Annotated in this window: 11 protein-coding genes; 2 read left to right on the top strand and 9 right to left on the bottom strand. The window is 72.7% G+C overall.

Annotated elements, in window-relative coordinates; all coding sequences use genetic code 11:
- Window positions 1-130: 130 nt before the first annotated feature.
- Together ACZ3OF_RS33575 and ACZ3OF_RS33570 are read right to left on the bottom strand one after the other, a co-directional pair.
- Complete coding sequence (locus ACZ3OF_RS33575) at window positions 131-1,720, bottom strand: phytoene desaturase family protein (RefSeq protein ID WP_361680940.1); 1,590 nt, start codon at window positions 1,718-1,720, stop codon at window positions 131-133.
- A complete protein-coding gene (locus ACZ3OF_RS33570; RefSeq protein WP_361680937.1) occupies window positions 1,713-2,165 on the bottom strand; it encodes an SRPBCC family protein in 453 nt (150 codons plus the stop codon). The genes ACZ3OF_RS33575 and ACZ3OF_RS33570 overlap by 8 nt, the downstream gene beginning before the upstream one ends.
- Before the next feature lie 396 nt (window positions 2,166-2,561).
- Between ACZ3OF_RS33570 and ACZ3OF_RS33565 the strand changes: the two genes are divergently transcribed.
- The gene (locus ACZ3OF_RS33565; RefSeq protein ID WP_467308600.1) at window positions 2,562-3,452 is read left to right on the top strand and encodes an SDR family oxidoreductase; all 891 of its coding nucleotides are present in this window, start codon (window positions 2,562-2,564) and stop codon (window positions 3,450-3,452) included.
- A gap of 21 nt (window positions 3,453-3,473) precedes the next feature.
- On the opposite strand, the gene ACZ3OF_RS33560 is transcribed toward ACZ3OF_RS33565, so the two are convergent.
- The 3 genes from ACZ3OF_RS33560 to ACZ3OF_RS33550 are packed head-to-tail and all read right to left on the bottom strand — an operon-like array spanning window position 3,474 to window position 6,113.
- Window positions 3,474-4,502: an NAD(P)/FAD-dependent oxidoreductase gene (locus ACZ3OF_RS33560; RefSeq protein ID WP_361680934.1), complete on the bottom strand. Its 1,029-nt coding sequence runs from the start codon at window positions 4,500-4,502 to the stop codon at window positions 3,474-3,476.
- Complete coding sequence (locus ACZ3OF_RS33555; RefSeq protein ID WP_361680931.1) at window positions 4,499-5,035, bottom strand: isoprenylcysteine carboxyl methyltransferase family protein; 537 nt, start codon at window positions 5,033-5,035, stop codon at window positions 4,499-4,501. Before ACZ3OF_RS33555 ends, ACZ3OF_RS33560 begins: the two co-directional genes overlap by 4 nt.
- A 7-nt stretch (window positions 5,036-5,042) precedes the next feature.
- Window positions 5,043-6,113: a type III polyketide synthase gene (locus ACZ3OF_RS33550; RefSeq protein ID WP_361680928.1), complete on the bottom strand. Its 1,071-nt coding sequence runs from the start codon at window positions 6,111-6,113 to the stop codon at window positions 5,043-5,045.
- A 193-nt stretch (window positions 6,114-6,306) separates the two neighbouring features.
- Here ACZ3OF_RS33550 and ACZ3OF_RS33545 point away from each other — a divergent pair, with 193 nt between their 5' ends.
- Window positions 6,307-7,104, top strand: a complete 798-nt coding sequence (locus ACZ3OF_RS33545) for a UbiA family prenyltransferase (RefSeq protein WP_467308598.1) — start codon at window positions 6,307-6,309, stop codon at window positions 7,102-7,104.
- A 46-nt stretch (window positions 7,105-7,150) separates the two neighbouring features.
- Here the strand turns inward: ACZ3OF_RS33545 and ACZ3OF_RS33540 are convergent, their stop codons facing one another.
- From ACZ3OF_RS33540 to ACZ3OF_RS33525, 4 genes are all read right to left on the bottom strand, one after another.
- Complete coding sequence (locus ACZ3OF_RS33540; protein WP_361680922.1) at window positions 7,151-7,510, bottom strand: STAS domain-containing protein; 360 nt, start codon at window positions 7,508-7,510, stop codon at window positions 7,151-7,153.
- On the bottom strand, window positions 7,507-8,772 hold the full coding sequence (locus ACZ3OF_RS33535) for a PP2C family protein-serine/threonine phosphatase (protein ID WP_467308595.1): 1,266 nt from the start codon (window positions 8,770-8,772) through the stop codon (window positions 7,507-7,509). The genes ACZ3OF_RS33540 and ACZ3OF_RS33535 overlap by 4 nt, the downstream gene beginning before the upstream one ends.
- Window positions 8,773-9,582 (bottom strand): alpha/beta fold hydrolase, encoded by an 810-nt coding sequence (locus ACZ3OF_RS33530; RefSeq protein ID WP_361680916.1) that lies wholly within the window; start codon window positions 9,580-9,582, stop codon window positions 8,773-8,775.
- Between the two features lie 150 nt (window positions 9,583-9,732).
- A complete protein-coding gene (locus ACZ3OF_RS33525; protein ID WP_361680913.1) occupies window positions 9,733-10,866 on the bottom strand; it encodes a PucR family transcriptional regulator in 1,134 nt (377 codons plus the stop codon).
- Window positions 10,867-11,027: the final 161 nt, after the last annotated feature.

Here is an 11,027-nt window from a genome sequence, read left to right as displayed (position 1 = left end):
GCATCGCCCGGATGCACAACCTCACCCTCGCCGGGTGACGGAAGGCAGCACTGGCCAACTGGCATGCCGTAGATCATTTACGGGACAACCCTTAGACGTGGTGGGCGCGTTGGAAACCGGCCCCGGGCCCTCAGACGTGTTGGGCGCGGTGGAAGAGGGCGTGCAGCCCATGTCGGCGCAGCGCCGCGCGGGCTGCGTTCGCACCTGGCGCGCCATGGACACCGCCTCCCGGGTGGGCGGCCGCGGAAGCCAGGTAGAGGCACTTGACGGGGGTCTCGGGGCGGCCTGTGCCGGGCGTCGGACGGAAGATCGCCTGCTGGTGCAGGGCGGTGGTGCCGTTGTTGATGGCGCCGTTGTGCAGATTCTCGTCCAGGGCCTGGAGGGTGGCCGGGGCCAGGATGCGGCGGGCGCGGATCAGCGTCCGGAACCCGGGCGCGTAGCGTTCCACCTGGGCCTCGATGCGATCGGCCATGGCCTCCTGCTCGCCGGCGTCCCACCGGCCGGTGATGCCGTCGGGGCCCGCGTCGGCGGTGATGCGCTGGGGGAGGTGGGTGTAGGCCCACGCCGATTCGGTACCGGCGGGGGAGCGACCGGGGTCGGCGGTCGTCATCTGGCCGACGAGGGCGAACGGCGCGTCGGGGACGTGCCCCGTGGCCAGCTGGGCTGCGAACCGGGTCAGGCCGTCCACACCGTCGGCCACGTGGACCGTCCCCGCGCCGACCGCGCCCCCCGCCGTCCACGGCACAGGGCCGCTCAGCGCCCAGTCGACCTTGAAGGTCGCGAAATCCCAGTGGAAGCGCTCCAGATCCCGTACGAGGCGGGGCGGGAGGTGTTCCTCGCCGACGAGGTCGCGGTACAGGGACGGGGCCGAGGTGTCGGCCAGTACGGCACGGCGCGCGTCGACGGTCTCGCCGCCCGCGGTCCTGACCCCGACCGCCGTGCCCCCACGCACCACGACCGACGCGACACGCTCCCCGCAGCGCAGGACACCTCCGCGGCGCCGGAGGCGACTCACCAGCGCGGTGGTCAGCGCGCTGGAACCCCCGGCGGGCACGGGGAAGCCGTGGCTCTGGCCCAGCATCGACATCAGCCAGCCGAAGCCGCCGCTGCCCGCCGCCTCCGGGGTGAGGTCGGCGTGCAGGGCGTTCCCGGTCAGCAGGAGCCGCCCGCCTTCCCCCGCGAACTCCTCCTCGCCCAGGCGTCGCACGGGCAGGGTCAGGTTCCGCGCCAGGCGGAGCCCGCCCGTGGCGCGGAGTTTCGCGGCCAGACGGAGCCCGGCGCGGACCGGCGGGAAGGGCGTGAACAGGGCCTGCACGAGGTCCGGCCCGACCCGGCTCCACGTCCGGTACATGTTCTCCCAGGCGTCGGCATCGGCGGTCGCGAACTCCGCCAGCCCGGCCGACGTGTCCTGCACCTGGCGTTCGAGGACCGCGCACCGGCCGTCCAGCAGGGGGTGCGCCAGCACGCGCGGGGCGTGGCTCCAGCGCAGGCCCTCGGCGGCGAGATCGAGGCGGGCGAGGACCGGGGAGGCCGCGGCGAGCGGGTAGAAGGCGCTGAAGACGTCCGAGACGTAGTCCGGGTGGACCCCGCGGTCGCTGCGCACGGCCCCGCCGGGCTCCTCCTGGGCCTCCAGGACCTCCACCGTCCACCCCGCGTCGACCAGCAGATTCGCCGCCACCAGGCCGTTGGGCCCCGCGCCGATCACCACCGCGTCAGGCATGCCGGCTCCCGGTGCGGTCCTGCTCCACGACCCTGGCGAGGCGGGCCAGCATGCCACGGTGCCGGAGCTGGACGGCTGCTTCGCTGACGGAGTTGTGCAGGGCCCCTCCCAGACCCCGCAGCGGGTGCTCGTCGCAGACGACCAGGGTCTCTTCTCCCCACGGCCTGAGCTGGAGGAAGATCCTCGCCGTGCCGAGGGCCTTGAACGCCGCCTCCAGTTCCAGCTCCCGGCCGGAAACGGTGTGCCGGACCGTGGTGGTTCCGTCGGTCGACCATGGGCCGAGACGGACGGTGTAGCGCAGCCGGGAGCCGACCTCCGGCCAGGAGTCGTCGAGCGGCGTGGACTCGGACGGGCCCACCACCCACTCGCCGTAGCGGGTCGGATCGGCGAGAACGGCCCACACGGCATGCGGGGGACGGTGGATCAGCTGATGACGGACGGCCATGAGGATGCTCCTCCTACCGGGACGGTCTGGACGCGGCGAACCCGCTCGGCAGGGCCCTGGCAGGGCGAACCGGTCGGTCCCGCGGCTCGTGGGGCACGGCGACCTCCCTCGACAGACGGCGTCACGGTCATGGTGCGCGTGCCCCGATCGCGCCGCATCTCACGCGTTCCGAGCGTGCCCTTCCCGCCGGGGTCTCCCGGCGGACACATTCGCCGGTTCTCGGTCACGGTCGCTCGTGACGCCGTGGCCGAGAGTCACCAGGACTGTGCGCCGTCGGTCTCCCGGCCAGCGTCCGACCGCCCGGCGGGCGCATCCTGGAACGAGGGAGACCGGACGAAGGCCCTGGGCGGAGACGCGGCCGACCGACGGACGGTACTCGGACGGACGGAGGCAGCCGTGAGGATTCGTACGCGCACCCGGCCCCTGGAGGGCCGCACCGTGGTGGTGACGGGAGCCGCGCGGGGGCTGGGAGCGGCTCTGTCCCGCGCGCTGGACGACCAGGGTGCGCGGCTCGCCCTGCTGGGCCTGGAGGGGCCGCGTCTGGAGGAGGTCGCCGCCTCGTTGCGTCACGAGGCGGTGTGCTGGGAGACCGACGTGACCGACGACGCGGCCATGGCCGACACCGCCCGGCAGATCCGTGCCCGCTTCGGACCCGTGTCCGCGGTGGTGGCCAACGCCGGGGTCGCCGAAGGAGGACCGTTCGCCGACTCCGATCCGGACGTCTGGCGCCGTGTCATCGAGGTCAATCTCATCGGCAGCGCGGCGACGGCACGCTCCTTCCTGCCCGACCTCTTCGCCACCCGCGGCTACTACCTCCAGATCACGTCCCTGGCCGCGATGGGGACATCGCCTCTGATGAGCGCCTACTGCGCGTCCAAGGCCGGCGCCGAGTCCTTCGCCCACGCCCTGCGCGCCGAGGTCGCCCACCAGGGGGTCGCGGTCGGTATCGCCTACCTCAACTGGATCGACACCGACATGGTCCGGGACGCCGACCGGCACGCCGTCCTGCGTGAACTGCGCGCCCACATGCCGCAGCCCGCACGCAAGGTCCATCCGGTGGACCTGGTCGCGGAACGTCTGGCCACCGCCGTGGGACGGCGCAGTGCATCCGTGTACGTGCCCGCCTGGCTCCGCGCCGTCCAGCCGGTGCGCGCGCTCCTCCCACCCCTCGTCACACACGTTGCCCGCACCGAGCTGCCTCGCCTGGAACGCACCGAACCGTTCGAGGCGACCGGCCTGCTGGGCGCCGGAGGCCGGGCTGACGACCGAGCCCGGCGCGCGTCCTGAAGCCCGCCCGCCGCCTGCCCGTCAGGCGAGCAGGTTCACGGCGTGCTGGAACAGGCCGGGGAACCTGGCGGCCGTCGGCGTGATCAGGGGGGCCAGCCCGGGCTGGTTCCGGGCCCAGAGGAGGGACGTCGTCAGCAGACGGTAGGAGCGGGACAGACGACGCCACGCACCTTCGTACGCCTGTGGACGGTCGGCGTGCAGGCAGCGCACCAACGCGTCCGCCGATGCCAGAGCGAGGGTGAGCCCCTCACCCGTCAGTGCGTCGACGTACCCTGCAGCGTCGCCCACGAACAGCACCCGGCCGGCCACCCGGGAACGGGCTTGCTGGCGCAGTGGTCCGGCGCCCCTGACCGGAGTCCTGTCGGCCGTGTGGAGCCGGGACACCAGGAGGGGAAAGTGGACCAACTGGGTTTCGTAGGAGGCGTGTTGGCGTGTGAGGATCGCGACACCGATCTGCCGCGGTCCCAGAGGCGTGACGTACGCCTCGCACTCGGCCGACCAGTGCACCTCCACCAGGTCGCTCCACGGTTCCACCGCGTAATGGCGCCGCAGTCCGTACCTCGGTGGGTGCCGACGGGCGTCCGGACGCACGGTCAGGCCGAGCGTCCGGCGGGTGGGGGAGTGCAGCCCGTCCGCCGCCACGAGATAGCGGGCGGCCATCCCGTCCGCGGTGACGTACGCGTCGTGCTGGCTCACCTGGCGCACGCGGTGCTGGACGACCGGAACACCCAGCTGGGCCGCCCGGACGGTGAGCGCCTCGTGCAGCAGGGTCCGGCGCGTGCCGAGGCCGTATCCGGTGCGGAACACGGCTTCGGCGCGCCGGCCGTCGGCGGCGCCGACGTAGCCGATACCCCGCAGGGCCTGCCCGGGCACGCTCACGCCGAGCGCCTCGAGAGCCCGTACCGCCGCGGGCATCAATCCCTCGCCGCACGCCTTGTCGACGGGCGCGGGGCGCGGCTCGACGACCACCACGTCGAGCCCGCGCCGCACCGCGTGGATCGCGGTGGCCAGTCCCGCCGGGCCCCCTCCGACGACGAGGAGGTCGATCACGGCGCCGTACCGGAGGCGGACAGGGTGCGTGAAGGCGCCAGCGCGGTGTTCTCGCAGCGGATGCGTACGGTCAGCAGAGCCGCGTTGAGGAGCGTGAAGCACAGGGCGGTGATCCAGGCGGTGTGCACCAGGGGAAGGGCCAGGCCCTCGACGACCACGGCCAGATAGTTGGGGTGCCGAAGGTACCGGTACGGCCCGGAGGCGATCAGCGGAAGGTCGGGGACGATCAGAACGCGGGTGTGCCATCGGGGGCCGAGGGTGCTGATGCACCACCAGCGGAGCCCTTGGGCGGCCAGCGTGAGGGCGAGGGCGGGCCAGCCGAGCAGGGGCAGGAAGGGCCGGTCGGCCGCCCAGGGCTCGACGAGGCAGCCGAGGAGGAGCGCGGTGTGGAGGGCGACCATGGTCGGGTAGTGCCCGGCGCCGTGCTCGAGGCCGCCGCGGGCTCGGCTCCAGGCGCCGTTGCGGCGGGCCACGGCGAGTTCGGCGAACCGCTCGGCGACGACCAGGAGGATCAGTACGGTGTACGGCGTCACGGCGTTGTCACCAGGCCAGCAGGACGAGTTCGGACGAGAAGCCGGGCCCGAGGGCGATCATCAGGCCGGTAGTACCCGCCGACGGCGGTGCCGTCCGCGTATCGCTCAGAATCTGCAGCACCGAGGCGGAGGACAGGTTCCCGGTGGCTGCCAGGGCGCGACGGCTCGCGGAGAGGGCCGAGCCCGGCAGACCGAGCTCCTCGGCGAGCGCGTCGAGGATCCGGGGGCCGCCCGGGTGGCAGATCCACGCCGTGACGTCCGTGGGCTTGAGGTCGTGCTCGGCGAGGAAGGACTCGACCTCCTCGGTCACGTGCAGCCGGACCAGCTCGGGGAGTTCCGGCCCCAGCACCATGCGGAACCCCCACTCGCCGACGTCCCAGCCCAGCATGTGCTCGGTCCCCGGGTACAGACGGCTGCGCGTGGCCACGACGGTGGGCCCGGAGACTCCCGCCGCGCCCGTCGGCGTGGACGCACGGTCGCTGTGGGCGGCCACGAGCGCGGCGGCTCCGTCTCCGAACAGGCTTCCCGCCACCAGGTTCGCCATCGACATGTCTCCGCGCTGCAACGTGAGCGAGCACAGTTCGGTGGACAGGAGGAGCGCCGTGCCGCCGGGCCGGACGCTGAGATGGTCGTGCGCTCGGGCCAGTCCGGCGGCGCCTCCGGCGCACCCGAGACCGAACAGAGGCAGGCGCGTGACGTCGGACCGCAGGCCGATCCGTGTGGCGACGCGGGCCTCCAGGGAGGGGGTCGCGATCCCGGTCACGGTCGTCGAGACGACCAGGTCGATCTCCTCGGGGCGCACCCCCGCGTCGCCGAGGGCCCGTTGGGCCGCTTCGACGGCCAGATCGGTGGCCAGTTCGACGAAGAGCCGGTTGGTCTCGCCGAACGTGCCGAGCGCCCGGTAGCGGTCGAGAGGCAGGGCGAGATGACGCGTGTCCACCTGAGCCCCGGCGTGCAGCCGGCGCAGGAGGCCGCTGTCGGTCCCGGGCGGCAGGCTGGAGACGAGGTCGTCGGTGATCTCCTGCTGCATGTAGCGGTGTGGCGGGAAGGCCGTACTCACCGCGAGTACACGAGTCATTGCTCCAACATAGGGACAGGGTGACGGCGACACCCTGAACCCCGGCTTCACGGGCGCGCCGTGGCCTAGCGTGTCGGTGGTGCACGCCACGACTGATGAGGGAACCGACGGCCTGGCCGGCCCGGCCGGTCGGGGATACGGCGAACGGTCCGTCCCCGTCGCTCTTCTGAGGGCAGCTCACCCTGTGCCGGCGATGGCGGTCACGGCCCTGAGCGCGCTGCTGGCCACCGCCGTGGGGTTGGGCCCCGCTGCCGGGGCCAAGGCGATGGCGGCGGTCGCCGCGGGCCAGTTGTCCATCGGCTGGTGCAACGACCGGATCGATGTACGGCGCGACAGGGCCGCAGGCCGGCAGGACAAACCCCTTGCCGTGGGGGCGCTGCGGCCCGGGACCGTGGGTGCGGCGGCCCTGGTGGCCCTGCTCGCCTGCATCCCGCTGTCGCTTGCCTGCGGGTTCCGGGCCGGCGCGGTCCACCTCGGCTGCGTCGCCTCCGCATGGGCCTACAACCTGTGGCTGAAGCGAACGGTCCTCTCGTGGCTGCCGTACGCCGTGGCCTTCGGGCTGCTTCCCGCGTTCCTGACGCTGGCACTCCCGGGCAGCCCGTGGCCCCCTCCGTGGCTCATCGCCGCGGCGGGTCTCCTGGCCACCGGCGCACACTTCGCCAACGTCCTCCCGGACATCGAGGACGACCTCGCGGGGGGTGTGCGGGGACTTCCGCAGCGACTGGGCAGGCGCGGATCGATCGCATGGGCCGCCACTCTGACCTTCGCCTCCTGCGTGGTGGTGACGGTCGGGCCGACGGGGTCCGTCACCCGCGGCGGAGGAGTCGTGATCGCCGTGACCCTGGCGCTGTGCCTCGTGTCCGTGATCGGACCGACCGCGCTCGTGGAGGGCCGCCTGCCGTTCCTGGCCATCCTGGTCGTGGCCGGAGCCGATGCCGTACTCCTGGTCCTGGCCAGTCGCACGCAGGCCGCCGGACAGCCCTGGCCGTGACGCAGCCGTGGACCCGTCCTACCCCGAGGGGCGGGAGGGGCAGGGGTCAGCCAGCGGTGGGCCGCCAGGCGGCCTCGGCGGCTCCGGCGGTGGGGTGGGTGGGGAAGACGTGTTCCAGGCCGACGACGCGGAAGATCCGGTGGAGGTGGTCGGGGACCGCGGCCAGCGCGATGCTCGCGTCGGCGGCGAGGGCGTGGTTGCGGGCGGCGATGAGTACGGTGATGCCGCTGGAGTCGCAGAACGTGAGGCCTGCGAGGTCGAGGACGAGCTGCTGGCCCGCCCGAAGGCCGGCTCCGGGCAGCGCCGCGCGGACCTCGGGTGCGGTGCGGTGGTCCAGTTCCCCGGTCAGTTCGATGACCGCTCCGTTGGTGATGGACCGGGTGCGGAGGGTCAGGTGCCTGGTCATGGGCGCTCTTCGCTGGTGGGCCGAGGCACGTGGACGGCCAGGACGGCGGTGTCGTCGTCCACGCCGCTGCCGAAGGTGTCGAGCAGCTCGCGGACAGCGCCGATGGTGGCCGACGCGGTGGTGGGGGCGAGGGCGCGGCCGAAGGCGAGGAGGGCGTCGTCTCCGTAGCGCTCGCTACCGGCGTTGATGTGGGCCTCGGTCAGTCCGTCGGTGTGCAGGAGCAGGGTGTCGCCGGGGGCGAGGTGGACGGTGGTGGTGGCGATGTCGGCGTCCTGCAGGACGCCGATGAGCTGCCCGCCGGGCGTGGGCAGGTAGTCCGCGGTGCCGTCCGCGCGCAACAGCAGCGCCGGTGGGTGGCCGCCGCTGGCCAGGGTGATGCGGAAGCCGCCGCGGTCGGCATCGGGGGTGAGCAGGCCGAAGATGACGGTGCAGAAGCGCGGGTCGGTGCCGTTGTACTCGTGGTTGAAGACCGTGTTCAGGTTGGCGAGGACGGCGGCCGGGTCGGGGTCGTAGACGGCCGCGGCGCGCAGGGTGTAGCGGGCCAGCGAGGTGACGGCCGCGGCGGCGGCGCCCTTGCCGCAGACATCGCCCAGGAACAGGCCCCAGGTGCCGGCGGCCAGGGGGAAGAGGTCGTAGAAGTCGCCGCCGACCTCTTCGACGGAGGCGATGTGGTAATACGCGGCCACGTCCAGGCCGGGCACGTTCGCCAGCGCCGGGGGCAGCAGCGTCTTCTGCAGGGTGGTGTTCAGGAGTTTGAGACGGTCGCGTTCCTCGTCCGCTTCCTGGCGGGCTCGCAGCAGCTCGGTCTCGTAGGCGCGCCGGTCGCGGGCGTCGAAGACGGTCGTGCGGATCAGCAGGGGCTGCCCGTCGCTGCCCGTCTTGACCCTCGAGGTGACCATGACGGGCAGGCGGGAGCCGTCGGCGGCCTTCAGCTCCAGAGCGATTCCGCTGATCTCGCCCTGCATCCGCAGGAGCGGTGCGAAGTGGGTCTCGTGGTAGAGCCGCCCGCCCACGGTCAGCAGCTCGGAGAAGCGCTTGCGTCCCACCAGCTCGCCGCGCTCGTATCCGAGCCAGCCCAGCAGCGTGCCGTTGACCTTGGCGATCTCACCGTCCATCAGGGTGGTCAGGTATCCGCAGGGCGCGTGCTCGTAGAGTTCTTCGGCGCTGTCATCCAGCAGGGCGGAGAACCGAGCCTCCGCATCCGCGGGGCTCCGGTCCTCGCCCGGGTCTCCGCTCTCCGCCGCGTCGCCTGGCCCGCCCATCTATCCGGCGGTTCCCACGAACGCGGCGATCGCCGCGGCGGTCTCCTCCGGGGCGGAGAGCTGGGGGCAGTGGCCCGTCGCGTTCAAGGTGACGAGCCGGCTCCCCGGAATCCGCGCGTGGACGAACGCGCCGACCTCCGGCGGAGCGATCGCGTCGCTCGAACACTGGGCGACCAGGGTGGGCACACCCACCGACGCGAGATCGGCGCGGTTGTCGGACAGGAACGTCACCCGGGCGAACACCCGGGCGATCTCCGGGTCGGTGCGGCAGAAGCTGTTGGTCAGCTCCTCGCCCAGCTCCGGCCGCTCCGGGTTGCCCATGATCACCGGGGCCATGGCGCCCGACCAGCCCAGATAGTTCGCGTCCAGCGACTCCAGGAGCTCGTCGATGTCCTCGGCGCTGAACCCGCCTCGGTACCCGGTGTCCGGATCATCGATGAAACACGGCGAGGGCGCGAGCAGCACCAGGCCGGCGAACGCCTCGGGCTCCCGTGCGGCGGCCAGCACGCCCATCATCCCGCTCACCGAATGCCCCACGAAGGTGACCGGGCCCAGCGCTATCTCCCGGCACAGCTCCAGCACGTCGTCGACGTACCCGTCCAGTGACGAATACCGCTCCCGGCTCCACGCGGACAGCGCCGAGTTCCCCGAGCCGACATGATCGAACAGGACCACGGTGAAGTCGCGCTCCAACGCGGGCACCACCAGACGCCACATGTTCTGGTCGCACCCGAAACCATGCGCCAGAACCACCACCGGCCCACCGGTACGCCCGGTCACCGTCACATGGTTCCTGCTCCGCACGTCCATGCGGAACATCCTCGCAGACCGGCTCCCGACCGCCAGCCCGTCGCGGGCCCCACGAACGTGCCGCGGGCCCGAGCGCGGGCGGTCAGAGCACCGACGTGGTCGGGCGAAAGAGTGTGGAGCACCGGCACGGCGTAGCGGGGTGCCGACGCCTCACATGAGGCGGCTCGCCTTCAGGCCGATGTGGAGCGCGAGGCGATCGTCGCCGTTGTCGAGATCGATGCCCGCCACCTCCTCGGTGCGGCGGAGGCGGTAGTAGAGGGTGGCGCGGCTGATGCGCAGTTGTTCCGCGGTCCGGGAGACGTGGCCGGCGTTGTCGAGGAACGCTTCCAGCGTGTGGATCAGGCTCGCGTTTCCGTGTTCCAGCAGCCGGTCCAGCCCCGGAGGGAGACTGTGCCGCAGGAGGTCGGCGGGGAGTTCAGCCAGCAGGCGGTAGACGCCCAGCCGGTCGTGGCGGACGACCCGGCCGATGATCCGCGTGCTCTGGGCTGTGCGTGCCGCGCGTAGTGCTTCGGTGTACGAGGCGTGGACGTCGGCGAAGGCGGCCTGCGGTCCACCGATGCCGACCCAGCAGTGCTCACCGGCGAGCCCGGCCCCTGCTGCCACGCGCTCGTGCAGGTGACCTCCCAGCGTCCGGGGCGGGGAATGGCTGCCCGTGACGATGAGGACGCCGTGGTCGGGGCGGTCGAGGTGGAGTGCGAGGTGTCCTGCGGGGAGGCGGCGCCGAACATGGTCAAGGCCGAGCGCGATGCCGAGGCGATGCCGGTCGGCGGGCGTTGTCGTGTCCGGTGGCTCCAGGGTGACGACGAGGGCGACCGCCGGGCCGGCCAGGAGGTGTCCGTCCCGGACGGCCTGTTCGGCCGCCGCGCCGCGCAGAGCGGGATCGTCGGCCAGCAGGTCGTGTACGAGTTCCCTCTCTCGCCTGCATCCGAGTTCGCCAAGGAGATGCTCGCGGTAGAGGATCGCCCCGGCGTCACGGCCAGCCGCACGCAGGGCGTCGGCGACGGGGTCGGTGAGCGGCCCCTCCGACTCGAGGAGCCAGATGAAACCCAGCAGGCGGCAGTCGTAGCGGACCGGCATGCCGATACGCCCGATGGTGGAGCCGATCTCCGGCGCCGGCGGTTCGACGAACACGTCCACCGCGTCAGCCGCTCCGAGCCGGTGCGAGAAGGCGGTGGCTTCCGGCGATGCCTGTCGCCGCAGGATCGACTCGATGCGCTGACGGTCGCTCTTCGACGCGTCCCGCACGACGACGTCGGGCCCGCCGCAGCCATGACGCGGCGTCACCCGCGACGCCCAGCGCGCGGCGGGAACGCCACCTCCGCATGCCGGCGGCATGGGGGCGGCACCGCACAACGCCCACCAGGGGCGTGTTCCGTCCGGAATCCCACGGTTCACCGCTGACAAGCCTCTGCCATGGCGAGGACTTGCCGTCGTGAGGCCTTCAC

It is taken from the genome of Streptomyces sp. NPDC022552, assembly GCF_055561875.1.
This window is presented reverse-complemented; position numbering and strand designations above follow the sequence as displayed.